The organism is Pseudomonas sp. GW821-FHT07E12, assembly GCF_058986605.1.
This window is the reverse complement of record NZ_JBYSVX010000010.1, coordinates 48,947-74,063: the sequence shown is the minus strand read 5'-3', so window position 1 is coordinate 74,063 and position 25,117 is coordinate 48,947. Positions and strand designations below refer to the sequence as shown.

Annotated in this window: 33 protein-coding genes; 5 read left to right on the top strand and 28 right to left on the bottom strand. The window is 63.7% G+C overall.

Translation table 11 applies throughout. The annotated features are described in order from the left end of the window. Window positions 1-326: 326 nt before the first annotated feature. Complete coding sequence (locus tag AC3WJE_RS07945; protein WP_493730242.1) at window positions 327-785, top strand: cell wall hydrolase; 459 nt, start codon at window positions 327-329, stop codon at window positions 783-785. 87 nt (window positions 786-872) lie between these two features. Further along, the gene (locus AC3WJE_RS07940; protein ID WP_493730241.1) at window positions 873-1,484 is read left to right on the top strand and encodes a glutathione S-transferase N-terminal domain-containing protein; all 612 of its coding nucleotides are present in this window, start codon (window positions 873-875) and stop codon (window positions 1,482-1,484) included. Between the two features lie 301 nt (window positions 1,485-1,785). On the opposite strand, the gene prpE is transcribed toward AC3WJE_RS07940, so the two are convergent. The 4 genes from prpE to AC3WJE_RS07920 all read right to left on the bottom strand — a co-directional run bounded on the left by prpE (window position 1,786) and on the right by AC3WJE_RS07920 (window position 6,100). After that, complete coding sequence (gene prpE / locus AC3WJE_RS07935; RefSeq protein WP_493730240.1) at window positions 1,786-3,669, bottom strand: propionate--CoA ligase; 1,884 nt, start codon at window positions 3,667-3,669, stop codon at window positions 1,786-1,788. Between the two features lie 114 nt (window positions 3,670-3,783). Further along, window positions 3,784-4,221 carry a DUF2501 domain-containing protein gene (locus AC3WJE_RS07930; protein ID WP_493730239.1) on the bottom strand — a complete coding sequence of 146 codons (438 nt, stop codon included), beginning with the start codon at window positions 4,219-4,221 and terminating at the stop codon, window positions 3,784-3,786. 298 nt (window positions 4,222-4,519) lie between these two features. Continuing rightward, complete coding sequence (locus AC3WJE_RS07925; protein ID WP_493730238.1) at window positions 4,520-5,503, bottom strand: malate dehydrogenase; 984 nt, start codon at window positions 5,501-5,503, stop codon at window positions 4,520-4,522. A 102-nt stretch (window positions 5,504-5,605) separates the two neighbouring features. Continuing rightward, window positions 5,606-6,100, bottom strand: coding sequence for a peptidylprolyl isomerase (locus AC3WJE_RS07920; RefSeq protein WP_493730237.1), 495 nt, complete (start codon window positions 6,098-6,100; stop codon window positions 5,606-5,608). Window positions 6,101-6,324: 224 nt separating this feature from the next. Here AC3WJE_RS07920 and typA point away from each other — a divergent pair, with 224 nt between their 5' ends. Then, window positions 6,325-8,154 (top strand): translational GTPase TypA, encoded by a 1,830-nt coding sequence (typA, locus tag AC3WJE_RS07915; RefSeq protein WP_493730236.1) that lies wholly within the window; start codon window positions 6,325-6,327, stop codon window positions 8,152-8,154. 16 nt (window positions 8,155-8,170) lie between these two features. Beyond that, window positions 8,171-8,662, top strand: coding sequence for a DUF2127 domain-containing protein (locus tag AC3WJE_RS07910; RefSeq protein WP_493730235.1), 492 nt, complete (start codon window positions 8,171-8,173; stop codon window positions 8,660-8,662). 165 nt (window positions 8,663-8,827) lie between these two features. Here AC3WJE_RS07910 and AC3WJE_RS07905 read toward each other — a convergent pair whose 3' ends face one another. Further along, complete coding sequence (locus tag AC3WJE_RS07905; RefSeq protein WP_493730234.1) at window positions 8,828-10,231, bottom strand: class II 3-deoxy-7-phosphoheptulonate synthase; 1,404 nt, start codon at window positions 10,229-10,231, stop codon at window positions 8,828-8,830. A gap of 203 nt (window positions 10,232-10,434) precedes the next feature. Between AC3WJE_RS07905 and AC3WJE_RS07900 the strand changes: the two genes are divergently transcribed. Continuing rightward, window positions 10,435-12,561 (top strand): TonB-dependent receptor, encoded by a 2,127-nt coding sequence (locus AC3WJE_RS07900; RefSeq protein ID WP_493730233.1) that lies wholly within the window; start codon window positions 10,435-10,437, stop codon window positions 12,559-12,561. Between the two features lie 139 nt (window positions 12,562-12,700). Here the strand turns inward: AC3WJE_RS07900 and AC3WJE_RS07895 are convergent, their stop codons facing one another. From AC3WJE_RS07895 to rpsS, 23 genes are all read right to left on the bottom strand, one after another. After that, the gene (locus AC3WJE_RS07895) at window positions 12,701-13,219 is read right to left on the bottom strand and encodes a disulfide bond formation protein B (RefSeq protein ID WP_493730232.1); all 519 of its coding nucleotides are present in this window, start codon (window positions 13,217-13,219) and stop codon (window positions 12,701-12,703) included. Window positions 13,220-13,476: 257 nt separating this feature from the next. Continuing rightward, window positions 13,477-13,866 (bottom strand): 50S ribosomal protein L17, encoded by a 390-nt coding sequence (gene rplQ, locus AC3WJE_RS07890; RefSeq protein ID WP_493730231.1) that lies wholly within the window; start codon window positions 13,864-13,866, stop codon window positions 13,477-13,479. 202 nt (window positions 13,867-14,068) lie between these two features. After that, window positions 14,069-15,067, bottom strand: coding sequence for a DNA-directed RNA polymerase subunit alpha (locus tag AC3WJE_RS07885; protein ID WP_493730230.1), 999 nt, complete (start codon window positions 15,065-15,067; stop codon window positions 14,069-14,071). A 54-nt stretch (window positions 15,068-15,121) separates the two neighbouring features. Beyond that, window positions 15,122-15,748: a 30S ribosomal protein S4 gene (rpsD, locus tag AC3WJE_RS07880; protein ID WP_493730229.1), complete on the bottom strand. Its 627-nt coding sequence runs from the start codon at window positions 15,746-15,748 to the stop codon at window positions 15,122-15,124. A 14-nt stretch (window positions 15,749-15,762) separates the two neighbouring features. Next, window positions 15,763-16,155, bottom strand: coding sequence for a 30S ribosomal protein S11 (rpsK, locus tag AC3WJE_RS07875; RefSeq protein WP_003470632.1), 393 nt, complete (start codon window positions 16,153-16,155; stop codon window positions 15,763-15,765). 13 nt (window positions 16,156-16,168) lie between these two features. Further along, on the bottom strand, window positions 16,169-16,525 hold the full coding sequence (gene rpsM, locus AC3WJE_RS07870; RefSeq protein WP_493730228.1) for a 30S ribosomal protein S13: 357 nt from the start codon (window positions 16,523-16,525) through the stop codon (window positions 16,169-16,171). A 340-nt stretch (window positions 16,526-16,865) separates the two neighbouring features. Continuing rightward, on the bottom strand, window positions 16,866-18,221 hold the full coding sequence (gene secY / locus AC3WJE_RS07865) for a preprotein translocase subunit SecY (protein WP_493730227.1): 1,356 nt from the start codon (window positions 18,219-18,221) through the stop codon (window positions 16,866-16,868). A 7-nt stretch (window positions 18,222-18,228) separates the two neighbouring features. Continuing rightward, on the bottom strand, window positions 18,229-18,666 hold the full coding sequence (gene rplO / locus AC3WJE_RS07860; protein WP_493730285.1) for a 50S ribosomal protein L15: 438 nt from the start codon (window positions 18,664-18,666) through the stop codon (window positions 18,229-18,231). Window positions 18,667-18,678: 12 nt separating this feature from the next. Next, entirely contained in the window at window positions 18,679-18,870 is a 192-nt protein-coding gene (gene rpmD / locus AC3WJE_RS07855; RefSeq protein WP_493730226.1) for a 50S ribosomal protein L30, read from the bottom strand. Continuing rightward, window positions 18,863-19,405, bottom strand: a complete 543-nt coding sequence (gene rpsE, locus AC3WJE_RS07850; RefSeq protein ID WP_493730225.1) for a 30S ribosomal protein S5 — start codon at window positions 19,403-19,405, stop codon at window positions 18,863-18,865. Before rpsE ends, rpmD begins: the two co-directional genes overlap by 8 nt. Window positions 19,406-19,562: 157 nt before the next feature. Next, window positions 19,563-19,922, bottom strand: coding sequence for a 50S ribosomal protein L18 (gene rplR / locus AC3WJE_RS07845; RefSeq protein ID WP_493730224.1), 360 nt, complete (start codon window positions 19,920-19,922; stop codon window positions 19,563-19,565). Between the two features lie 90 nt (window positions 19,923-20,012). After that, window positions 20,013-20,540: a 50S ribosomal protein L6 gene (rplF, locus tag AC3WJE_RS07840; protein WP_493730223.1), complete on the bottom strand. Its 528-nt coding sequence runs from the start codon at window positions 20,538-20,540 to the stop codon at window positions 20,013-20,015. A 15-nt stretch (window positions 20,541-20,555) separates the two neighbouring features. Continuing rightward, window positions 20,556-20,954, bottom strand: a complete 399-nt coding sequence (gene rpsH, locus AC3WJE_RS07835; protein WP_493730222.1) for a 30S ribosomal protein S8 — start codon at window positions 20,952-20,954, stop codon at window positions 20,556-20,558. Window positions 20,955-21,267: 313 nt separating this feature from the next. Further along, window positions 21,268-21,573 (bottom strand): 30S ribosomal protein S14, encoded by a 306-nt coding sequence (rpsN, locus tag AC3WJE_RS07830; protein ID WP_493730221.1) that lies wholly within the window; start codon window positions 21,571-21,573, stop codon window positions 21,268-21,270. 17 nt (window positions 21,574-21,590) lie between these two features. Beyond that, window positions 21,591-22,133 carry a 50S ribosomal protein L5 gene (rplE, locus tag AC3WJE_RS07825; RefSeq protein ID WP_493730220.1) on the bottom strand — a complete coding sequence of 181 codons (543 nt, stop codon included), beginning with the start codon at window positions 22,131-22,133 and terminating at the stop codon, window positions 21,591-21,593. Between the two features lie 11 nt (window positions 22,134-22,144). Beyond that, window positions 22,145-22,462 (bottom strand): 50S ribosomal protein L24, encoded by a 318-nt coding sequence (gene rplX / locus AC3WJE_RS07820; protein ID WP_493730219.1) that lies wholly within the window; start codon window positions 22,460-22,462, stop codon window positions 22,145-22,147. A gap of 15 nt (window positions 22,463-22,477) precedes the next feature. Continuing rightward, window positions 22,478-22,846 carry a 50S ribosomal protein L14 gene (rplN, locus tag AC3WJE_RS07815; RefSeq protein WP_140723587.1) on the bottom strand — a complete coding sequence of 123 codons (369 nt, stop codon included), beginning with the start codon at window positions 22,844-22,846 and terminating at the stop codon, window positions 22,478-22,480. A gap of 14 nt (window positions 22,847-22,860) precedes the next feature. Then, window positions 22,861-23,130 carry a 30S ribosomal protein S17 gene (gene rpsQ, locus AC3WJE_RS07810; protein WP_493730218.1) on the bottom strand — a complete coding sequence of 90 codons (270 nt, stop codon included), beginning with the start codon at window positions 23,128-23,130 and terminating at the stop codon, window positions 22,861-22,863. A gap of 11 nt (window positions 23,131-23,141) precedes the next feature. Beyond that, complete coding sequence (rpmC, locus tag AC3WJE_RS07805; RefSeq protein ID WP_054657204.1) at window positions 23,142-23,327, bottom strand: 50S ribosomal protein L29; 186 nt, start codon at window positions 23,325-23,327, stop codon at window positions 23,142-23,144. Then, on the bottom strand, window positions 23,327-23,740 hold the full coding sequence (gene rplP, locus AC3WJE_RS07800; protein ID WP_493730217.1) for a 50S ribosomal protein L16: 414 nt from the start codon (window positions 23,738-23,740) through the stop codon (window positions 23,327-23,329). Before rplP ends, rpmC begins: the two co-directional genes overlap by 1 nt. A gap of 5 nt (window positions 23,741-23,745) precedes the next feature. Next, window positions 23,746-24,480: a 30S ribosomal protein S3 gene (gene rpsC, locus AC3WJE_RS07795; protein ID WP_493730216.1), complete on the bottom strand. Its 735-nt coding sequence runs from the start codon at window positions 24,478-24,480 to the stop codon at window positions 23,746-23,748. A gap of 17 nt (window positions 24,481-24,497) precedes the next feature. Then, entirely contained in the window at window positions 24,498-24,833 is a 336-nt protein-coding gene (rplV, locus tag AC3WJE_RS07790; protein WP_493730215.1) for a 50S ribosomal protein L22, read from the bottom strand. A gap of 12 nt (window positions 24,834-24,845) precedes the next feature. After that, a complete protein-coding gene (rpsS, locus tag AC3WJE_RS07785; RefSeq protein ID WP_493730214.1) occupies window positions 24,846-25,115 on the bottom strand; it encodes a 30S ribosomal protein S19 in 270 nt (89 codons plus the stop codon). Between the last annotated feature and the right edge of the window lie 2 nt (window positions 25,116-25,117).

Here is a 25,117-nt window from a genome sequence, read left to right as displayed (position 1 = left end):
AGAGTGGCGAAAGCAGCGCGAGCCACCGGCTCGCCCCTCCATTTCACAGACTCTCGACGGCTGTTGCCCCAGAAATGCGGCCGGCCGCCAAGCTGAATGTCAAGCGGGAGCATTCAGGCGGGGTTTCGTCAGGCGTGTCTACCTTGCGCCCACTTTCCGGCCCGCCACCCAGTTCGGCGGACCGCTCCGGCCCCGCTTCCATTTGGCCGGATACCCGGGCGACCCGCTGGTCGCCTCCCCATGACGCCAAGCCGTGCCGCAAGCCCCACCTCTCCGATCCGTTGGCGAGGCAAGCAAGCCTCGGCCCATACGGAGCAAGGAGTTTCATGAAACTGGCTTGGATTCTCTGGTTGTCGCAGTTGTTGCCGCAGCCAGCCGCCGATTCGTTGTGCCTGAGTACCACCGTCTACCTGGAAGCACGCGACCAGACCCTGCGCGGCCAGCAAGCCGTCGCCGAGGTGGCCCTGCGCCGCCTGGACAGTGGCCTGTGGGGTGACTCCATGTGCGAGGTCGTGACCGCGCGCAAGCAGTTCGCCCCGACCCTGGTATCGCCCGGGACCCAGCTGAAGAACGGCGAGGCGTGGACCACTGCGGTCAACGTCGCCTTCGCCGCCGAGCAGAACTGGGCGTTGCCGGTTGGCCAGCGCAAGGAGATCGTGCCGGGCGCGAGCCACTTCGCCGCCAGCGCGATCGCCAGCCCGAGCTGGCGCAACGCCTATCAGGTGGCGACGATCGGCGATCACACCTTCTATCGCGTGCAGAAGCTCAAGCCGCGCACGTCGTAACAATCCGTCACGGCCATGCCGTTGAGGACAGGGAGCCCGCTCTGGGATAGTGCGCGGCCTCCTCTTCCCAGTCCCGACGGAGTCTCCATGAAGCTCTACAGCAAGCCCGGTGCCTGCTCGACCGCCGACCATATCGCCCTGCAGTGGACCGGCCAGCCGTTCGAGGTCGAACTGCTGACCGCGGAAACACTCAAGGCCCCGACGTTCCTGGCGATCAATCCCGCCGCGACGGTGCCGGCCCTGGTCGACGGCGACTTCGTGCTGACCCAGAACGCGGCGATCATGGGCTACATCGCCGACCGCCATCCCCAGGCCGGCCTGGCCGGCGACGGCAGCCCCCGCCAGCGGGCCGAAGCCTCCTGTTGGTTGTCGTTCGTCAATTCCGACCTGCACCCCGCCTTCCGGCCGCTGTTCGCCCCGGCCAGGTTCATCGGCGACGAGTCGCAGTACGAGACGTTGAAGGCCACCGCACACAAGCGCCTGCGCGGGCTGTTCGAGCAGGCCGACAAGCGGCTGGCCGACCGGTCGTGGCTGGCCGGGTTCCGCAGTTTTGCCGACCCCTACTTCTATATGACACTGCGCTGGGCCGCCGGGCTGAAGATCGACCTCACCGGCCTGGAGCACCTCGCCGCATTCAAGCAGCGCATGGAAGCCGACCCGGGCGTCCGGGCCGCGCTGACGGCCGAAGGTCTGAGCTGATCCGCGACGACCTGAACTGGCGTCACCCCAAAGTCTTCAGACGTCGTCCCCGCGCAGGCGGGGACCCAGCGACTTGAAGCCTGTTCAATATCTCCAACGAAACCCAAGCTTTTTGCTCGTCATTCCCGCGAAGCGCTTTACAGCAGCCGAATGGCTGATCAAGCGGGAATGACGAGCAAAGACACTGGATCCCCGCCTGCGCGGGGACGACGGTCGATGGATTACGGGGCTGACCAGAAACCGCATCACACAACGCGCGCCCACATGAGGCCGGCAAATCCCCGGCAAAACAAACGCCGCGTTACGCCGCCCCCTGCGCCAGCGCGCGGCGCACTTCCTCCAGCGCCCCGGGATCATCCAGCGTGGACAGGTCGCCCGGATCGCGATCCTCGGCCAGTGCCTGCAACGAACGCCGCAGCAACTTGCCCGAGCGGGTCTTCGGCAGCGCATTGACGATGTAGACGTGCGCCGGACGCGCCACCGCACCCAGTTGCTTCACCACGCACTGCTGCAATTCCAGTGCGACAGCAGCGGGATCCTGCGGCGCCTGCTTCATCGTTGCGAACACCACCGGCACCTGCCCTTTCAACTCATCCTTGATGCCGATCACCGCCGCCTCGGCCACGCCCGGATGTCCGGCGATCGCTTCCTCGATCTCACGCGTGCCCAGCCGGTGCCCGGCGACGTTGATCACATCATCGGTGCGACCAAGAATGAAGGTGTAGCCGTCCTCGTCACGGATCGCCCAATCCAGCGAGCTGTACAGCAGTTCCTTGAAGTGGCCGAAGTAGCTGTCGAGGAAGCGTTTGTCGTCATTCCACACCGTACTCATGCAACCCGGTGGCAGCGGCGGCACGATCACCAGCACGCCCTTCTGGCCCGGCGCGACCTCTGCACCGGTCTGCTCGTCGATCACCTTCATACGGTAACCGAGATTCGGAAAGCCCGGCGAGCCGAACTTCACCGGTTTCATCTCCACGCCCGGCAGCAACGTCAGCGCCGGCCAGCCGGTCTCGGTCTGCCAGTAGTTGTCGATCACCGGTTTGCCGAGCGCGGTGTTGATCCAGCTCGCGGTCGGCTCGTCGAGCGGTTCGCCGGCGAGAAACAGGTACTTCAGTTGCGACAATGCGTGGCGGCGAATGAAGTCCACATCGGACTTCTTCAGTACCCGGATCGCGGTCGGCGAGGAAAACATCGTGCGCACACCATAGCGCTCGCACAGCGCCCACCAGATACCCGGATCGGGATTAGTCGGCAGCCCCTCGTACAGCAGCGACGTGCAGCCGCCGATCAGCGGACCGTAGACGTTGTAGGAATGCCCCACCGCCCAACCCACATCGGAGGTGGAAAACATCACCTGACCGGGCGCACAGTCGAACACCGTGCGCATCGACAACGCCATCGCCACCGCGTAGCCGCCGACGTCGCGCTGCACGCCCTTCGGCTTGCCGGTGGTGCCGGAGGTGTAGAGCAGATAGCTCGGCTCGTTGGATTCCAGCCATTCCACCGGCACCTGCGCATCACCGACCCCGGCGCGCAGCACGGCGTAATCGACATCGCGACCGGCCAGCTTCGGTTCGGCGGCATCGAGCCCGCGTGAGACGATCAACACCTTCGGCGGCGGATACGCAGCCTCGGCGCAGGCAGCATCGATCAGCGGCTTGTAAGGAATGATCTTGCCGCCACGGCTGCCGGCATCGGCAGCGATCAACAACTTCGGCCTGGCATCGTCGATGCGCAGCGCCAGGTTGTGCGCAGCGAAGCCACCGAACACCACCGAGTGGATCGCGCCGATCCGCGCGCAGGCCAGCATCGCGAACACCGCCTCGGCCATGTTCGGCATGTAGATCACCACACGATCACCACGACCGACATCCAGCGTCTTCAGCACCGCCGCGAACGCGTTGACCTCGCGATGCAGCTCGCGATAGCTGACTTCGCGCGTGATGCCGGTTTCAGTGGACACCGCGATCAACGCGGGTTGATCGCCACGCGCATCGAGATGGCGATCGACCGCGTTGTAGCAGAGGTTGGTTTCGCCGCCGACGAACCAGCGCCGGAAGGGCGGATCGGAATAATCCAGAATCCGTTGCGGCGGCTTGTGCCAATGGATGGCCTGCGCCGCCTCCGCCCAGAATTCTTCCGGCCGCTCGATCGAGCGGCGGTATGCCTCTGCGTAGCTCATCCCGGTCCCTCCCAGAACCTCGGTGCTCGGCCCAGCATAGGCCGGCACGCGCACGCGATCCCTGCGACCTTGGTCGAACGGACAACGCCCCGGATCAGCCACGGGTACGCTGTGTCAGATCATCGACTTGGCGTTCTGCAGCACGTAGTCGCAGGCCTTGTGCTTGACCTTGCCGGACACCGATTTCAGGTCCAGCGACTTGCCGTCGCTACCGGACAGCATGCCCTGCTCACCCTGCTTGTACCCGGAGTCCTGACCATGCTGACCGGACACCTTGCTCAGCAGCTTGTCCTTGATCCCGGCGGCACCGCCGGCGAGATAGTTGTTCTTGATGCAGTACTGCAGGACACCGGCAGCGTTGCCGCCCACGCTCGAATCCATCCCCGGCAACGCAGCACCGCCGAGCATCCCGCTTAGTCCATTCCCACCAGCCTGCTGCTGGCTGGCCTGGTTGCCGCCGAGCTTGTCCTTGAGCCCCTGCAGATCCACCGCGCCCACCGCCGCACTCGCGCACAGCATTCCCAACGACAACAGCACGATCGACGTCTTCATGAGCTGACTCCTGGTTACCGGCAACCGGTGCCCCAGAGCCTAGCGACCCCCACCTTCAGTCCAGGTCAAAAGCTCCGCAGCTCCGTCAAAGGCTCACAAAAAAGCGCCGGACCAGGTCCGACGCTTCGATTCAACACCCCGTGCCGGACAACCAGCCCCCTTTCAGGCCAGGAGCCCCCCTTGAGTCAAGGGGGGCGCGCCGAAGGCGCGGGGGATCTGGAAGCTGGTGAGCCGGGGCCCACGGTTTGCATTGCAAACCGTGGGGCTTTTGCGCGAATGCGCAAAAGCGCAAAAGCGCTTACAGCAGATGCGCGACGCCGCCGCGCTCTTCTTCCAACTCAGCGAGCGTCTTGTCGATGTACTTCTGGCTGAAGTCGTCGACCGACAGGCCCTTCACGATCGTGTACTTGCCGTTCTCGGTGATCACCGGGAAGCCGAAGATCACGCCTTCCGGGATGCCGTAGGAGCCGTCGGACGGCACGCCCATCGTCACCCACTTGCCGTTGCTGCCCAGCACCCAGTCACGGACGTGATCGATGGCGGCATTGGCGGCCGAAGCAGCCGAGGACAGGCCGCGCGCTTCGATGATCGCCGCGCCGCGCTTGCCCACGGTCGGAATGAAGGTGCCCGCGTTCCACTCCTGGTCGTTGATCGCATCGGCGACGGAGGCACCGTCGGCGGTGGCGAAACGGTAGTCCGGGTACATGGTCGGGCTGTGGTTGCCCCACACGATCAGCTTCTCGATGCCGCCGACCGGCTTGCCGAGCTTGATCGACAGCTGGCTCAGCGCGCGGTTGTGGTCCAGGCGCAGCATCGCGGTGAAGTTCTTCGGATCCAGGTCCGGCGCCGACTTCATCGCGATATAGGCATTGGTGTTGGCCGGGTTGCCGACCACCAGCACCTTCACGTCGCGCTTGGCGACCTTGTTCAGCGCCGCGCCCTGCGCGGTGAAGATCTTGGCATTCTCCAGCAGCAGGTCCTTGCGCTCCATGCCCGGGCCGCGCGGACGCGCGCCGACCAGCAGGGCCACGTCGACGTCCTTGAACGCCACTTCCGCATCATCGGTACCGACCACGCCGGCCAGCAGCGGGAACGCGCAGTCTTCCAGCTCCATGATCACGCCCTTCAGCGCGGCCTGGGCCTTCTCGTTCGGCAGCTCCAGCAGCTGCAGGATCACCGGCTGGTCCTTGCCCAGCAGTTCGCCGGCGGCGATGCGGAACAACAGGGCATAGCCGATCTGGCCGGCAGCGCCGGTCACGGCGACACGTACGGGTGCACTCATGGGACTTTCCTCTTCTAAGAAACGTCAGGGGGGAAGGCGCGGCGAAATCGGCTGGCGCCCGGAAACGATGACGGCCGCCCTGCGGCGACCGTCGGATTGCAATCAGGCGGCGAGGATCTTGTTCCACTCGGCCACGCGGTCGGCCTTGGCGGCCAGCACGGCGTCGGTGTCGCCTTCGATCGTCAGCTTGTTGATGGTGTCGCCCTGGGCGACGCTGTCGACCACGTCCAGACCCTCAATCACCTTGCCGAACACGGTGTGCTTGCCATCCAGCCAATCGGTCTTGATGTGGGTGATGAAGAACTGGCTGCCGTTGGTGTTCGGGCCGGCATTGGCCATCGACAGCACGCCGCGCTCGTGGGGCACGCCGTTCTTGGTCTCGTCCTCGAAACGGTAGCCCGGGCCGCCGCGGCCGGAGCCCTCCGGGCAACCGCCCTGGATCATGAAATCGGCGATGACGCGGTGGAAGCTCAGGCCGTCGTAGAAGCCGCGCTTGGCCAGGTTCACGAAATTGGCCACCGTCAGCGGCGCTTTGTCGGCGAACAGCTCGATCTTGATCAGGCCGCGGGAGGTGTCGAAGTTGGCGATCAGGGACATGGAAATCCTCGGGGTTTCAGGGCAGATGCATCAGCCCAATAGAATACACCCGACGCCTCTCCCGGCACCCTTGCCGAGCCGGTCGCCAGGCCCTGTTCCGGGCCGCCTGAACGGGCCGGATCGCCCGGTTTCCGCCTCCACCCCCGTGAAGCGTCATCAAGCGGGTATAATCGGCGGCTTACCTTTTCCTTCCCCGACTTGGCGTCGACCGAGCCCCCTTTCGCATGTCCATCGAAAATCTCCGCAACATCGCTATCGTCGCCCACGTCGACCATGGCAAAACCACCCTCGTCGACCAGCTGCTCAAGCAGTCGGGCACCCTTTCCGAGCGCACCGTGCTGGCCGAGCGCGTGATGGACAGCAATGACCAGGAAAAGGAACGCGGCATCACCATCCTGGCCAAGAACACCGCGATCACCTGGCAGGGCAACCGCATCAACATCGTCGACACCCCCGGACACGCCGACTTCGGTGGCGAGGTCGAGCGCGTGCTGTCGATGGTGGACACCGTGCTGATCCTGGTGGATGCCATGGACGGCCCGATGCCGCAGACGCGCTTCGTGACCCAGAAGGCGTTCGCGATGGGCTTCAAGCCGATCGTGGTGATCAACAAGGTCGACCGCCCCGGTTCGCGCCCTGAATGGGTCGTGGAGCAGGTGTGGGATCTGTTCGACCGCCTCGGCGCCACGCCGGAGCAGATGGACTTCCCGATCGTCTACGCCTCGGCGCTGAACGGCTACGCAGGCCTGGAAGACACCGTGCGCGACGGCGACATGACCCCTCTGTACGAAGCGATCATGAAGCACGCGCCCAAGCCCGAGGTCGATCCGGAAGGCCCGTTCCAGATGCGCATCAGCCAGCTGGACTACAACAACTTCGTCGGCGTCATCGGCATCGGCCGCATCCAGCGCGGCACGCTGAAGAAGAACATGCCGGTCGCGGTGATCAATCGCGAAGGCAAGAAGCGCCAGGGCAAGGTGCTGCAGGTGCTGGGCTTCCTCGGCCTGGAGCGCATCGAACAGGATTCGGCCGAGGCCGGTGACATCGTCGCCATCTCCGGCGTCCAGGACCTGACCATTTCCGACACGCTGTGCGCGTTGGACACCCCGGAAGCGCTGCCGGCGCTGACCGTCGACGAGCCGACCATCTCGATGACCTTCCAGGTCAACAACTCGCCGTTCGCCGGCAACAAGGACCTGTCCGGTGGCAAGTTCCTGACCAGCCGCCAGCTCAAGGACCGCCTCGAGCGCGAGACCGTGCACAACGTCGCGCTGAAGGTCGAACAGCTGGAAGACGCCGACAAGTTCCTGGTCTCCGGCCGTGGCGAGCTGCACCTGTCGGTGTTGATCGAGAACATGCGTCGCGAAGGTTACGAGCTGGCCGTGTCGCGTCCGGAAGTGATCATCAAGCAGATCGACGGCCAGTGGATGGAGCCGATCGAGCAGTTGGTCATCGACGTCGAGGAAGTGCACCAGGGCGGCGTCATGGAAAAGCTGGGCACCCGCAAGGGCCAGCTGAAGAACATGGAGCCGGATGGCAAGGGTCGCGTGCGCCTGGACTATGAAATCCCGGCGCGTGGCCTGATCGGCTTCCAGAACGAGTTCAAGACCCTGACCCAGGGTGGCGGCCTGCTGTTCCACGTGTTCGACCATTACGGTCCGAAGGAGCAGGGCGCGATCGCCAAGCGCCTGAACGGCGTGATGATCGCCAATGCACCGGGTGCCACCCCGGCGTATTCGCTCGGACCGCTGCAGGAACGCGGCAAGCTGTTCGCCGCCGAAGGCGACAACGTGTACGAAGGCCAGCTGGTCGGCATCCACTCCAAGGACAACGACCTGACCGTCAACGCGATCAAGACCAAGCCGCTGACCAACATGCGCGCTTCGGGCAAGGACGATGCGATCCAGCTGACCCCGGCGATCAAGTACTCGCTGGAACAGGCACTGGACTTCATCGACGACGACGAGCTGGTCGAGATCACGCCGAAGGAAATCCGCCTGCGCAAGAAGCACCTGACCGAAAGCGATCGCAAGCGCGCTGGTCGCGGCGGCTGAGTATTTCTTCCCGCCCGTGAAACGCGACAAGCCCTACAACCCGGATCCGCACGCGCATCCGGGTCTCCACTTGATCGCCTTGCTCGAGACGGTCAAGGGCCTGCTGGCCGTGCTCGGCGCGACCGGCCTGGAGTTGCTGGGCCCGCAACCGTTGCAGCACGCGGTCAGCCAGCTGATCACGCGCTTCAATCTGAATCCTGAGCACGGCGCGCTGCCGTCGCTGCTCAAGATGATCAGCCCCGACGCGGTCCACATGGCCGCGGCCGGGATGCTGGCGTACGGCATGCTGCACTTGGTCGAATCCTGGGGCCTGTGGCGCGCCAAGGCCTGGGCCTCGCTGCTGGGCTGCCTGTCGGCGGCGATCTATCTGCCTTTCGACATCTTCGCGATCATCCGCCATCCCGGCTGGGCGTCGTGGAGCGTGCTTGCGATCAACCTGCTGGTGGTCGCCGTGCTCGCACGCGATCTGGTGCGGCGCAATCTGCGTAAGCGGCGCGATCCGCACTGACACCGGCCACGTTGCCAAACGGCAACGAATGCTGCGAAGACTTTCCCGGCTGCGACGCGGCCGCGGCTCCCCACTCTTCTCGAAGTTTCGATGCGCTTGCGCAGCAGTCTGCCTGCCCATTGCAGGCGCCCAGGACGCCTGCTCACCTGACTTCGGAAATCCGGATTACACGCCCCGCGTGCCGATGACCAACGGCGCCTGCCGCTGCTTGCGCACGATCGCCATCGCGATCTCCAGCGACTGCTCGTAATTCAGGCGTGGATCGACGCTCGAGCGGTAGGCGCGCTCGAGATCGCGCTCGGTCAGCTCGCGCGCACCGCCGGTGCACTCGGTGACGTCCTCGCCGGTCAGCTCCAGATGCACGCCACCCAGGCGGGTTCCGGCGGCGGCATGCAGGTCGAACGACGCTTCGACCTCACTCAGGATGTTGTCGAAACGACGCGTCTTGAAGCCATTGCCAGTGCTCTCGGTGTTGCCATGCATCGCATCGCAGACCCACAGCACGCGCCGGCCATCGCGCTTGATCGCGTCCAGCAGCGGCGGCAGCTTCTCGGCGATCTGCGCCGCGCCCATGCGATGGATGAAGGTCAACCGGCCCGGCTCGTCCTCGGGGTTGAGCACGTCGATCAGGCGCAGCAGTTGATCCGGCTGCACCGACGGACCGACCTTGATCGCGATCGGATTGCGGATGCCGCGGAAATACTCGACATGCGCGCCATCCAGCGCCGCGGTGCGCATGCCGATCCACGGATAGTGCGTGGACAGATTGAACCAGCCCCACTGGCGCGGCACCTGCCGGGTCAACGCCGCCTCGTACGGCAGCAGCAATGCTTCGTGCGAGGTGTAGAAGTCGATCCGGTTGAGGTTGTGCACTTCCGAACCCGACAGCGTCTCCATGAAGCGCACCGCATCACCGATCGAGGCCACCATCTTCTGGTAGTCCTCGGCCAGCGGCGAATAACCGACCCAGTTGAGGTTCCAGTACTCCGGATGATGCAGGTCGGCGAAGCCGCCATCGATCAGCGCCCGCACGAAGTTCATCGTCATCGCAGAACGCGAGTGCGCGGTGATCATCCGGCGCGGATCCGGCGCGCGCGCCAGCGCGGTGAACTCCGGCGCATTGATCACGTCGCCGCGATAGCTCGGCAAGGTCACCCCATCACGCGTTTCGGTATCGGCCGAACGTGGCTTGGCGTACTGGCCGGCGAAGCGCCCCACCCGCACCACCGGCACGCGCAGGCCGTGCACCAGCACCAGGCTCATCTGCAACAGCACCTTGAGCCGGTTGGAGATCATGTTCGACTCGCAGTCGACGAAGTTCTCCGCGCAGTCACCGCCCTGCAGCAGGAAACGCTTGCCTTCCTGCGCTTCGGCGATCTGGCGCTTGAGCGCGAAGATTTCCCACGAGGTCACCAGCGGCGGCAGTTGCCGCAACTCGGCAAGCGCCTCTTCCAACGCGGTCGCGTCGGGATAGGTCGGCATCTGCAGCGCCGGACGCGCACGCCAGCTGTCGGGATTCCATCCGGAATCGGGAACTTCGACCAGGCGCGCGGGGGATGACGGATTCATGGGAGGACTCCTTGACAGCCTGCCATCATCGCAAAGCCCGGCGCAGCGGCAAAGCGCCGCCCCATTCCGACATTTTTCCGAGGTCGCTAAACCCCAGGCAAAGCCTGCAATACGGATATGACTTTCGGGCTAGGCAGACCGTACCCTTAAGGAGGATTGTTACGGAGTAACAACACCTCCTCCTCCCCTCCAGCCGGACACCGATGAATACCCGTCGCCTGCTTGCCTCCGCCATTTCGCTGGCGATCGCCTCCATTCCCGCGCTCGCCATGGCCGACGATGCCGCCACCAGCGGCAACACCGTCACCAACCTCGACGCAGTCCAGGTCACCGCCAAACTGGAGGCCGCTCGCAACGCGCTGTCACCGGACATCGGCAGCAGCCAGTTCACGATCTCCGCCGAGGACATCGAAAAGCTGCCGATGGGTGCCTCGACCCCGCTCAACCAGGTACTGCTGCAGGCCCCGGGCGTCGTGCAGGACTCGTACGGCGGCATCCACGTGCGTGGCGACCACGCCAACCTGCAGTACCGCGTCAATGGCGTGATCCTGCCCGAGTCGATCTCCGGCTTCGGCCAGACCCTGGATCCGCGCACGATCAAGAGCATCCGCCTGCTCGATGGCGCACTGCCGGCACAGTTCGGCGACCGCACCGCGGCGGTGGTCGACATCACCACCAAGAGCGGAACCGAGCTGGGCAACGGCGGCAGCGTCGGCATCACCACCGGCTCGTTCGGCAAGGTCAACCCGTTTGCTTCCTGGTGGGGCAGCTCGGGCCGCTGGAGCTGGTTCGTCACCGGCAACTATGACCAGGACAAGGTCGGCCTGGAAAACCCGACCGACAGCCGCACCCCGGATCACGACAAGACCCACCAGGGCAAGGGTTTCGCCGATCTCACCTATCTGATCAACGACGACACCCGCATCAGCCTGATGACCGGCTTCGCCAACAACCGCTTCCAGATCCCGAACAATCCCGGCCAGACGCCGGTCTACGATTATCTGGGCACCACCGACTTCGACTCCTCGAAGCTGGACGAAAACCAGCGCGAGAACACCCGCTTCGCCACGCTGGTGCTGCAGGGCCTGCTCGGTGAAACCTCGTATCAGTTCTCGGCCGGGCAGCGTTACAGCAGCGTCGCCTTCTCTCCCGACGTCGCCGGCGACCTGATCTTCAATGGCGTCGCCTCGAACGTGGAGCGCGCCAATCGCGCCAACACCATACAAGCCGATTTCTCCACCCCGCTGGGCGACTCGCACACGCTGCGCTACGGCCTGTACGGCAGCTTCGAGACCGCCAGCACCCACAACAATTCCTGGGTATTCCCGGCCGATGCCGACGGCAACCAGACCAGCAACGTGCCGGAGCTGATCCCTGACGCCGGCCGCTTCCACGCCAGCACCACCGCGCTGTACCTGCAGGACGAGTGGAAGATCGGCGACGACTGGATCGTCAACTACGGCGTGCGTGGCGACCGCTACAAGGCATTCGGTCGCAGCGAAGGCCAGCTCAGCCCGCGCCTGGGCGTGGTCTGGAACGCCACCGACAGCACCACCGTGCATGCCGGTTACGCCCGCTACTTCACCCCGCCGGCGTCCGAGCTGATCTCCACCACCGACATCGCGCTCTACGACGGCACCACCAACCAGCAGGTCGCCGCTGGCGCCACCACACCGCTGAGCGAGCGCAGCAACTACTACGACATCGGCGTCTCGCAGGCCATCGGCGATCACCTGACCCTGGGCCTGGACGCCTACGACCGCCGCGCCAACCGCCTGCAGGACGAAGGCCAGTTCGGCGCCGCCTACATCTACTCGACCTTCAACTACCGCTACGGACACATCCGTGGCCTGGAGTTCTCGGCCGACTACGACAACGGCCCGTTCAGCGCCTACTTCAACGCCGCCTACAGCAAGGCGATGGGCAAGCAGGTGATGACCGGCGACTACAACTTCGATCCGGACGCACTGGCCTACGTCGCCGAGAACTGGATCCACCTGGACCACGACCAGAAACTGACGTCCTCCGGCGGCGTCAGCTACAGCTTCGCCGGCAGCAACCGCGTGGGCGCCAACTACCTGTTCGGCAGCGGTCTGCGCACCGACACCGATACCGTGCCCAACGGCGCCTCGCTGCCGTCCTACTTCCAGCTCAACCTGAGCGCCTCGCACGACTTCAACGTGGCCGGCCACCCGCTGCATGCGCAACTGGCGGTGGTCAACGCACTGGACCGCAGCTATCAACTGCGCGACGGCGGTGGCATCGGCGTGTTCGCACCGCAATGGGCGCCGCGGCGCGGCGCTTACCTGACCCTGCAGCAGGACTTCTAAACAGATCGGGGCCGCCTACCAGCGGCCCCATCTGCTTGTTGCCTCGTAGAGCCGAGCTCGCTCGGCTGAAGCCTTCCCGATACAGCCCCAGCCGAGCAAGCTCGGCTCTACGGCCAAACGCCAGCCTCAGCCCGATCTCTCAGAAAAGCGAAGGACGCCGCCGCGCGCGAAAGCCCGCGTACAGCGCCCAAAGCGCCAGCAGCACGAACCAGACCAGGCTCCACATCGGCATCGAAAGCCCCAGGAAGCGCCAATCGATGTTGCCGCAGTCCGCAGTACCGGTCAGCACCGTGCGGAACACCTCGAACGGCCCCATCTGCTCGCTCAGGAACGCCAACGGCGGACCGCAGGACGCCATCGCGTCACGCGGCATCACCTGCACCCACACGTGACGCCCGGCAATGCCGATACCGACGGCCGCGGCCACAAAAGCCAGCACCCCGTAGAACTTGCGCCCGCCGCTGCCACGCGGCCCATGCAGCGCCCCGATCAGAAACAGCACGCCGAGCGCCGCGAACGCGATGCGCTGGAAGATGCACAGCGGACAGGGCTCCAGCCCCTCCTTGATCTGCATGAAGATCGCAAAGCCCAGCAGGCCCGCACAAATCACGAAGCCGAGCGCGAACTGCGCACGGAAACCCCAGCGTAACGGATTCATCGAAGCGGCTTGAGCGGTGAATGAATCCCGATTATCGACCATGCCGCGCCGCCTGACCACGCATTCGACGGCATCAATAACGAAACACACCTGGCCCCATCTGGGCGGCGCGCACCTCCCTGTGGGAGGAACTCTGGGTGGCCTGAGGCCATCCAGAGTCCCTCCCACAAGGTCGGCGTCAACACAACCGCGCCCAAACGAAAAAACCCGGCACGAGGCCGGGTTCTTCGGGATTCGCAGTGCGAAAGCGGCGAGTCTTACTCGGCCACTTCCTCAGCCACGCCGCCGGCCGGACGATCGACCAGCTCGACGTAGGCCATCGGCGCGTTGTCGCCCGCGCGGAACCCGCACTTCAGGATGCGCAGGTAGCCACCCGGACGGGTCTGGTAACGCGGGCCCAGCGTGGTGAACAAGGTGCCGACCGCTTCCTTGTCGCGCAGACGCGCGAACGCCAGACGGCGGTTGGCAACGCTGTCGATCTTGGCCAGGGTGATCAGCGGCTCGGCGACGCGGCGCAGTTCCTTGGCCTTCGGCAGGGTGGTCTTGATCAGCTCCTGCTTGATCAGCGAAGCCGCCATGTTCTTGAACATCGCCTCGCGATGGGCGCTGGTACGGCTGAACTTACGGCCAGATTTCTGGTGGCGCATGATGTCTGTTTCCTAGATTGAATATTGGAACTACTGGGGATCGTTGTCGCCATCCCGGCGTTGCTACTCGGACTGCGGATGGTCCTGGCCGTCCCTCCTGGACAACCTGCCTCGGGCTTTGCCCGGTGGCTTTTTACTGCAGTACTGCGCTACTTCAAGGCCACGCCCCGCACGGTCACCGTGCAGGGCGTGCCAGACTTCATCAGCCGAGCATGCCGTGCTGGGCGATACCGGCCGGCGGCCAGTTCTCCAGCTTCATGCCGAGCGACAGGCCGCGCTGGGCCAGCACTTCCTTGATCTCGGTGAGCGACTTCTTGCCCAGGTTCGGGGTCTTGAGCAGCTCCACTTCGGTCTTCTGGATCAGATCGCCGATGTAGTAGATGCTCTCGGCCTTCAGGCAGTTGGCCGAACGCACCGTCAGCTCCAGATCGTCGATCGGGCGCAGCAGCACCGGATCCACACCGCCGGTCTGCGGCTTCGGCGCGCCGCGATCGCGGTGCGTGAAGTCGCCGAACACCGACAGCTGGTCGCTGAGGATGTCGGCCGCGGTGCGGACGGCTTCCTCGGCGTCGATCGTGCCGTTGGTCTCGATATCGATGACCAGCTTGTCCAGATCGGTGCGCTGCTCCACGCGCGCCGCTTCCACGGCGTAGGCAACGCGACGCACCGGCGAGAACGAAGCATCCAGCACGAGACGACCGATGGTGCGGGTCTCCTCGTCCGGACGACGACGCGCAGCTGCCGGCTGGTAGCCGAAGCCGCGCTCGATCTTCAGACGCATGTTGATCGCCGTGTCCTTGGTCAGGTGGCAGATCACATGATCGCCGTTGACGATCTCGACGTTGTGGTCGGTCTTGATGTCATCGGCAGTAACAACGCCCGGGCCCTGCTTGGACAGCGACAGCGTGGCGCTGTCACCGCTGTGCATGCGGATGGCGACGTCCTTGAGGTTCAGCAGGACATCCAGCACGTCCTCCTGCAGACCCTCGACCGTGGTGTACTCATGCAGCACGCCATCGATCTCGACTTCAGTGATGGCGAAACCCGGGATCGACGACAGCAGCACGCGACGCAGGGCATTGCCCAGCGTATGGCCATAACCGCGCTCCAACGGCTCGATCACGACCTTGGCGCGGTTGTCGGTAAGGCGTTCGATCTGCGGTCCACGGGGACGCAGAACCTGGTTGGCGGTAACCGTCATGTTGCGGGGTCTCCTGCGAACCTCCGGCAGCCGCCGGAGGCTCTCCAATGTGAATTACTTCGAATACAACTCGACGATCAGCGCTTCGTTGATATCCGCAGGCAGGTCGGCGCGATCCGGCACGGCCTTGAAGATGCCGCTGAACTTGCTCGAATCGACTTCGACCCACGACGGGCTCAGGTCATGCTGAGCGGCCACGGTCAGGGCTTCCTGAACGCGCAGCTGCTTGGCAGCCTTCTCCGACAGGGCGATCGCGTCGCCGGCCTTGACCTGGTACGAAGCCAGGTTCACAGACTTGCCGTTGACGGTGACGCCACGATGCGAAACCAGCTGACGGGCGGCCGGACGGGTAACAGCAAAACCCATGCGGTAGACGACGTTGTCAAGACGGGTTTCCAGCAGCTGCAGGAGGTTCTCGCCGGTGTTGCCCTTCTTGGTCGAGGCCTTCTTGTAGTAGTTGCGGAACTGACGCTCCAGCAAGCCATAGATACGCTTGACCTTCTGCTTCTCGCGAAGCTGGGTGGCGTAATCAGACAGCTTGCCCTTGCGGGCTGCGCCGTGCTGGCCGGGCTTCTGCTCCAGCTTGCACTTGGAGTCCAGCGCACGGGCCGGGCTCTTGAGGGAAAGGTCGGCGCCTTCGCGACGCGCGAGCTTACAGGTAGGACCGATATAACGAGCCATTTCTTATCGCTCCTTTAGACGCGACGCTTCTTCGGCGGACGGCACCCGTTGTGCGGGATTGGCGTCACGTCGATGATGTTGGTGATCTTGTAGCCGACGTTGTTCAGCGAACGCACGGCGGACTCGCGGCCCGGACCCGGACCCTTGATGCGCACTTCCAACGACTTTACGCCGTAGTCGAGCGCAGCACGGCCGGCCTTCTCGGCAGCAACCTGAGCAGCGAACGGAGTCGACTTACGCGAGCCGCGGAAACCCGCGCCGCCCGAAGTCGCCCACGACAGTGCATTGCCCTGGCGGTCGGTGATCGTAACGATGGTGTTGTTGAAAGAAGCATGGACGTGGGCGACGCCGTCGGTGACGACGCGCTTGATCTTCTTCTTGGTCTTGGCAGCAGCTGGCTTGGCCATTGTTCTTTATCCCTTACTTCCTGATCGCCTTGCGCGGTCCCTTGCGGGTGCGGGCGTTGGTACGGGTGCGCTGGCCACGCAGCGGCAGGCCACGACGATGACGCAGGCCGCGGTAGCAGCCCAGGTCCATCAGACGCTTGATGGCGATACCGATCTCACGGCGCAGATCGCCTTCGACGATGTACTTGCCGACCTCGGCGCGCAGGCGCTCGATTTCCGGCTCCGACAGGTCGCGGATCTTGGTGGTCGAGGTCACGCCTGCGGATTCGCAGACCTTCTTCGAACGGGTACGGCCGATGCCGTAAATGCTTTGCAACCCGACCCAGGCATGCTTCTGGGCTGGCAGGTTGACGCCTGCAATACGCGCCATGACGCGATTCTCCAACTGAGTGATGGCCCGACAGCGCGCCATGCGCCATCCGGCAGGATGGATCAAAAAGTGAACTGACGATTGTAGCAAGGTCTCGGGTTACTTGGAAGCGCATGGAACCAGAGGTTCCACAAGCCCGGCGTGGGGAGTGTGCCCATGCTCCGGCGCCGGACGACATTGACTTCGGACCAACCGCTTCCGCTGCCGCTCGGACTACTCCCGCCCGAGACCATGTCGCCACACCCGCGCGCGAGACGCCGCGCGAGCCGCCCTTCTGATCGGAAGGCCTGCCACCCGGGAACCGGGTGCGCCTTCACGCAATGAAGAACAATTATATCAGTTAACCGCGGGCAAAACCGCCGCGCGAGCCGCCCTTCAGGTTGGCCTTCTTCAACAGGCTCTCGTACTGGTGCGACATCAGATGCGCCTGGATCTGCGCGATGAAGTCCATGATCACCACCACCGCAATCAGCAGCGAGGTACCACCGAAGTGGAACGAGGTGCCAAGCTGGGCGCGCATCACTTCCGGCAGCAGGCAGACGATCACCAGGTACAACGAACCGGCAGCCGTCAGACGGGTCAGCACGCCATCAACATAGTCGGCGGTCGACTTGCCCGGACGGATACCCGGGATCAACGCACCCGACTTCTTCAGGTTGTCGGCGGTTTCCTGCGAGTTGAACACCAGCGCGGTGTAGAAGAACGCAAAACCGATGATCAGCCCCGCGAACACCAGCATGTGCACCGGCTCGCCCGGGCCCAGTGCATTGGCGATCTTCTGCAGCCAAGTGGCCGAGGTCGCCTGACCGGACCACATCGACAGCGTGGCCGGGAACGCCAGGATGCTCGAAGCGAAGATCGGCGGAATCACGCCGGCCATGTTGAGCTTCAGCGGCAGGAACGAGGTCTGGTTCATGTACGCGTTGCGACCGCCCTGGCGGCGCGCGTAGTTCACCGTGATCCGGCGCTGCCCGCGCTCAACGAACACCACGAAATAGGTGAAGGCCAGGATCACCAGCGCGATCAGCAGCAGCGAGATGAAGCTCATGTTGCCGTCGCGGTAGGCCTCGACGGTCTGGATCGTGGCTGCCGGCAGGCCGGCCACGATGCCTGCGAAGATGATCAGCGAGACACCATTGCCGATGCCGCGCTCGGTGACCTGCTCACCCACCCACATCAGGAAGATGGTGCCGGCCGTCAGCGCGATCACTGCGGTCAGCACGAAGCCCATGCCCGGCGCGTATACCACCGGAGCACCGCCCGGGGCGGTCTGGTTCTGCAGCGCCAGCGCGATGCTGCCGCCCTGCACCACTGCCAGCAATACCGCACCGATGCGCGAATACTGGGTGATCTTGCGTCGGCCCGACTCGCCTTCCTTCTGCATCGCCTTCAGCGCGGGGAAGATGTGCGTGGCCAACTGGATCACGATCGATGCCGAGATGTACGGCATCACGTTCAGCGCAAAGATGCTGAAACGGTGCAGGGCGCCGCCCGAGAACATGTTGAACATGTCCACGATGCCGCCGCCCTGCGCCTGCATCAGCGCAAGCATGGCTTCGGGATTGACGCCCGGCACCGGCACGTAGCAGCCGATGCGATAGACGATCAATGCGCCGACGACGAACAACAAGCGCTGGCGAAGTTCCGTGAACTTGCCGAGCCCGCCGCCGAGGTTTCCGATGCCCGCTTGCGCCATGTTGCAATTACTCCTGAATGCTGCCGCCGGCAGCTTCGATCGCAGCCTTGGCGCCAGCCGTGGCCGCCACGCCCTTCAGCACGAACGCCTTGGTCAGTTCGCCCTTCTTGACGATCTTGGCCTTCTTGGCGGTCGACGGGACCAGCTTGGCTGCACGCAGCGCAGCGAAGTCGATCTCACCGGCTTCCAGCTTCTCCAACTGGTAGGACAGCACTTCCGCGGTGTCCTTGATCAGCTTCGAACGGAAGCCGATCTTCGGCAGACGGCGCTGCATAGGGGTCTGGCCGCCTTCGAAGCCGGCCTTGATCTTGCCGCCGCCCTTGCGAGCGAACGAACCCTTGTGGCCGCGACCGGCCGTCTTGCCCAGGCCGGAACCGATACCGCGACCGACGCGGGTGCGCTCGGTGCGGGCGCCCTCGGCGGGCTTGAGGTCATTGAGACGCAGAGTCATGGTCGATTACTCCTCAACCTGGACGAGGTACTGAACCTTGTTGATCAGGCCGCGTACCTGCGGGCTGTCCTTCAGTTCACGCACATCGTTGAGCTTGTTCAGGCCCAGCGCACGCACCGACAGGCGGTGACGCGACTGGGTACCACGCAGGCCACGCACCAGGCGCACCTTCACGGTCTTGTTGGACACATCAGCCATGGCCAAGTTCCTCCACCTTCTTGCCGCGCTTGGCCGCAATGCGGGTCGGCGACTGCATGTCTTCCAGGCCCTTCAGCGTAGCGCGGACCAGGTTGATCGGGTTACGCGAACCAACGGCCTTGGCCAGCACGTTCTTGACGCCAACGGCTTCCAGCACGGCGCGCATGGCACCACCGGCGATGACACCGGTACCTTCCGAAGCCGGCATCATGAACACGCGGGCTGCGCCGTGGCCGGCCTTGACCGGGTGCCACAGGGTGCCGTTGTTCAGATCAACGTTGGACATGCTCTTGCGGGCATATTCCATCGACTTCTGGATCGCGACCGGCACTTCACGCGCCTTGCCGTAACCGAAGCCAACCTTGCCTTCGCCGTCACCGACCACGGTCAGTGCCGTGAAGGTGAACTGGCGGCCGCCCTTGACGGTCTTGCTGACGCGGTTGACCGCGACCAGCTTCTCGATCATGCCGTCGTCGACTTTCTCTTCGCGGTTGCGATCACGATCGCGGCCCCGCGGGGCACGTTCTTCTGCCATGTTGATATTCCTGGATTATGGGATATGTACGGCTTGGAGGCCGCTTATAGCTGTGGATTGGAACGGTGTAACCGGGATCGTTGCAGAAGAACGAAGCGGCCCGGCAGCCCTTGCCGGCAGGTTGGACACGCCCCGAAGGACGCGCCCAGGAAATCTCTTAGAACTGCAGACCGCCTTCACGGGCTGCATCGGCCAGCGCCTTGATGCGGCCGTGGTAGCGGTAGCCCGAGCGATCGAAAGCGACCTTCTCGATACCGGCAGCCTTGGCGCGCTCGGCGATCAGACGACCGACCTTGCTGGCCGCATCGCTGTTCTTGCCGTTCTTCAGGCCTTCCTTGACATCGGCCTGCAGCGTGTTGGCAGCGGCGATGACCTTCGAGCCGTCGGCGGTGAACACCTGCGCGTACAGATGCTGACCGGTACGCAGCACGGTCAGGCGAGCCACACCGAGCTCACGGATGTGCGCACGGGTCGACTTGGCGCGACGCAGACGGGCAATGTTCTTGTTGATGCTCATGATTTGATTCCTATGAAAGCTGAAGGAAACAGGCTTCGGCATTGAGAAGTCCGGCGATGAATGGCCGGACTCCTTGCTGAAGGACCCGAATTAGGCCTTCTTGGCTTCCTTGCGAATGATGACTTCACCGGCGTACTTCACACCCTTGCCCTTGTAGGGCTCCGGCGGACGGAAACCGCGAATCTTGGCGGCAACTTCGCCGACGCGCTGCTTGTCGTTGCCCTGGACCAGGATTTCGGTCTGGGTCGGGGTCGACAGGGTGATGCCCTCCGGTGCGACGAACACCAGCGGGTGCGAGAAACCGAGCGACAGGCTCAGATCCTTACCCTGCATGGCGGCGCGATAACCGACGCCGACCAGCTCGAGCTTGCGCTCGAAGCCATCGGTAACACCCTTGATCATATTGGCCAGAATGGCGCGCACGGTGCCGGTGATGGCGATCTGCGACGGATCATTGGCCGACAGCGTGGCGACATCGCCATCAATGGCGATCTCGACACCCACCGGCTTCGGCAGCGACAGCGTGCCCTTCGGGCCCTTGACGCTGACCAGCTCCGGCTGGACGTTGACTTCGACACCCTTAGGCAGGGAAACCGGCTTCTTGGCTACACGGGACATGTTCTGCTCCTTCCCTTAGGCCACGAAGCACAGGACTTCGCCACCGACGCCGGCCTGACGGGCCTGCGCATCGGTCATGATGCCCTTCGACGTGGAGATGATCGCGACACCGAGGCCACCCAGGACCTTCGGCAGTTCAGTCTTGCCACGGTACTGGCGCAGACCCGAGCGCGAGACACGCTTCAGGGTCTCGATGACCGGGCGGCCTTCGAAGTACTTCAGCACGATTTCCAGCTCGGCCTTGTTGTTCTCGGCCGGGGTCACGCGCAGGTCGGCGATGTAACCCTCGTCCTTCAGGACCTGGGCGATCGCAACCTTGATCTTGGAGGACGGCAGCTTCACCGTCGGCTTGCCAACCGCGGCCGCATTCTTGATGCGGACCAGCAGGTCGGCGATGGGATCAGTCATGCTCATATAAATACCTTTGAGTGCACCGATATCCGCTTTCGCGAAAATCTTGTGTTTCCTGGGATGGGCCAGGCCCCTTGACGCAGTCCGGCCGCGCCGGCGGCAAGACAGAAGCGGGATTATACGACAAAAAAGGGCCGCGCACAGCGATGTGCGCCGCTCCCGTGGGGACCCACAAACAAGGACACCGGCACAAGGAGGTGCCGCGCTCTTGTGAAGGACTCACGAAAAAGAGTCCGACGGACGCCGGACTCTTTTGCTGAACAGGAGACCTGTCCAGATCGGGGCAGCGGTGCGAACACCCTGCCCCGTCGTGGGTTTACCAACTGGCCTTGCGCAGGCCCGGCACGTCGCCACGCATGGTGGCTTCGCGCAGCTTGTTACGACCCAGGCCGAACTTGCGGTAGACACCGCGCGGACGACCGGAAATCTCGCAACGGTTGCGCTGGCGGCTCGGCGAAGAATCGCGCGGCAGCTTCTGCAGCTTGGTCACTGCCTCAGACTTCTCCTCGTAGGACGCATCCTGGCTGGAGATGATCTTCTTCAGGGCCTCGCGCTTGTCAGCGAACTTCTTGGCCAGCTTTTCCCGCTTGACGTCGCGGTTGACCATGGAGGTCTTTGCCATGTCTCTTTCCTCGACTATCAGTTACGGAACGGGAACTTGAACGCTGCGAGCAGCGCCTTCGCTTCCGCATCCGTCTTGGCGGTGGTGGTGATGGCGATATCCATGCCGCGGATCGCGTCGACGGCGTCGAAGTCGATTTCCGGGAAGATGATCTGTTCCTTCACACCCATGTTGAAGTTGCCGCGACCATCGAACGAACGACCCGAGATGCCGCGGAAGTCACGCACGCGCGGCAGCGAGATGTTGATCAGGCGGTCCAGGAACTCGTACATCTTGGCGCGACGCAGCGTGGTCTTGCAGCCGATCGGCCAACCATCACGGATCTTGAACGATGCAACCGAAACCCGCGACTTGGTCACCACCGGCTTCTGGCCGGAGATCTTGGTCATGTCGCCAACGGCGTTTTCCAGGATCTTCTTGTTGGTGGCAGCCTCGCCCACGCCCATGTTCAGCGTGACCTTGACCAGCTTCGGCACTTCCATCGGATTGGTGTAACCGAACTCCTTCATCAGGGCCGGAACCACTTCTTCCTTGTAGATTTTTTCGAGACGAGAAGTCATGACCTCATTCCTCAGGCGTCAAGCGCCTCACCGCTGGAGCGGAACACACGCAGTTTGCGTCCATCCTCCAGCACCTTGAAACCAACGCGCTCGCCCTTGCCCGAAGCCGGGTTGACAATGTTCACGTTGGAGATATGGATCGAAGCTTCACGCTCGACCACGCCGCCGGCGATGCCCGCCTGCGGGTTCGGCTTGGTGTGGCGCTTGACGACGTTCACGTTGGAGACGATCACACGATCGCCGTCCACGCGAATCACTTCGCCCTGCTTGCCCTTGTCCTTGCCGGTGTTGATGGCGACCTGGTCGCCCTTCTTGATACGGTTAGCCATTGTTATCTCCTTCGCTCACAGAACTTCGGGAGCGAGCGAAACGATCTTCATGAACTTCTCCGAGCGAAGTTCACGGGTAACCGGCCCGAAGATGCGGGTGCCGATCGGCTCCTGCTTGTTGTTCAGCAGGACGGCGGCGTTGCCATCGAAGCGGATCAGCGAGCCGTCCGGGCGACGAACGCCCTTACGGGTACGCACGACGACCGCGTCGTAGACTTCACCCTTCTTCACCTTGCCGCGCGGAATCGCATCCTTCACGGTGACCTTGATGATGTCACCAATGCCGGCGTAACGGCGCTTCGAGCCGCCCAGCACCTTGATGCACATCACTTCCTTGGCACCGGAGTTGTCAGCGACATCGAGGTAGCTCTGCATCTGGATCATGATTCAGATCTCCCTTATTCGGCCGCGCGGGTGACGATTTCCACCACCCGCCAGTTCTTGGTCTTGGACAGCGGCGCAATCTCCGTCACGCGCACCACATCACCTTCGTTGCAGGCGTTGTCGGCGTCGTGGGCGTGGAGCTTGGTCGAGCGCTTGATGTACTTGCCGTACAGTGCGTGCTTGACCAGACGCTCCACCAGAACGGTGACCGTCTTGTCCATCTTGTTGCTGACGACACGGCCTTCGACCGTGCGCAGCGCGTTCTTTTCAGTGTTCTCGCTCATCGCGGCGGTCCTTACTTGGTGCTGCCGATCAGGTGCTTGACGCGAGCAATCTCGCGGCGCACCCGACGGGTTTCGTGGGTCTTCGGCAGCTGGCCAGTGACCTGCTGCATACGGAGCGAGAACTGCTCCTTACGCAGGTCAGTCAGGTGGGCCTTCAGTTCGTCAGCCGACTTCTCGCGGAGTTGTTTGATGTCCATCAGCGCACCGTCCGGGTCACGAAAGTGGTGGTGACCGAAAGCTTGGCGGCGGCCAGGCGGAACGCCTCGCGAGCCACGTCTTCGGTAACACCCTCGATTTCATAGATCATGCGGCCGGGCTGGATCTGGGCCACCCAGTACTCCACGTTGCCCTTACCAGAACCCATTCGGACTTCGATGGGCTTCTTGGTGATCGGCTTGTCGGGGAATACACGGATCCACATCTTGCCGCCGCGCTTGACGTAGCGGCTGATCGAACGGCGAGCCGCCTCGATCTGGCGCGCGGTCAGCTGACCGTGCGCCGTTGCCTTCAAGCCGTACTCGCCAAAGCTGACGGCATTTCCGCTCCAGCTCAGGCCATCGTTACGGCCCTTGTGCATCTTGCGGTATTTGGTTCGCTTGGGTTGCAACATTGCCGTTACCTCGCTTCACGAGCCGGGCGCGACGGACGGTCACCACGGTCGCCGCGATCATTACGATCGTTGCGCGGGCTGTCGTCCTGCTTCTCCTGGCCAACCTGGGAGAAGTCGAAGACCTCGCCCTTGTAGATCCAAACCTTGATGCCGATGATGCCGTAGGTCGTCTTGGCTTCAGCGAAGCCATAGTCGATGTCGGCACGCAGCGTGTGCAGCGGCACGCGGCCTTCGCGGTACCACTCCGAACGGGCGATTTCAGCGCCGTTCAAGCGGCCTGCGACATTGACCTTGATGCCCAGGGCACCCAGGCGCATCGCGTTGCCGACCGAGCGCTTCATCGCGCGGCGGAACATGATGCGACGCTCCAGCTGCTGCGCGATCGACTCGGCGACCAGCTGCGCATCCAGCTCAGGCTTGCGCACTTCGCTGACGTTGATGTGCGCCGGAACGCCCATCAGGTCGCTGACTTCCTTACGCAGCTTCTCGATGTCCTCGCCACGCTTGCCGATCACCACGCCCGGGCGGGCGGTGTGGATCGTCACACGTGCGGTCTTGGCCGGACGCTCGATCAGGATCTTGCTGATGCCCGCTTGAGCCAGCTTCTTGCGAAGCATGTCGCGGACCTTCAGGTCGGCCGCCAGATAACCAGCGAACTCGGCCTTGTTGGCGTACCACTTGGAGTTCCAGTCCTTGGCAATACCCAGGCGGATACCAATCGGATGAACTTTATGACCCATGGTCTTTTCCTTTCCGCTTACTTGGCGGCGCCCACAACCACAGTGATGTGGCTGGTGCGCTTGAGAATGCGGGTACCGCGGCCCTTGGCCCGCGCCATGAAACGCTTCAAGCTCGGACCTTCATCAACCATGATGGTCTTGACCTTCAGCTCGTCGATGTCGGCACCCTGATTGTTCTCGGCGTTTGCAATAGCCGACTCCACCACCTTCTTGATCAGGTGGGCAGCCTTCTTGTCCGAGAACTTCAGCAGGTTGACCGCACGCTCGGCGGACAACCCACGCACCTGGTCAGCGACCAGGCGGGCCTTCTGGGGGGAGATGCGCGCAGTGCGCAGGATTGCTTTCGCTTCCATAGTCATCTCTCCTTACTTACCCGACTTCTTGTCGCCGCCGTGACCCTTGAAGGTACGGGTGATGGCGAACTCGCCGAGCTTGTGGCCGACCATGTTCTCGTTGACGAGCACCGGAACGTGGTTCTTGCCGTTATGCACAGCGATCGTGAATCCCACCATTTCCGGCAGGATCATGGAGCGACGCGACCAGGTCTTGATCGGGCGCTTGCTACCGGCCGCGGCCTCCACCTTCTTGACGAGGTGGTGATCGACGAACGGGCCTTTCTTGAGTGAACGTGCCATGG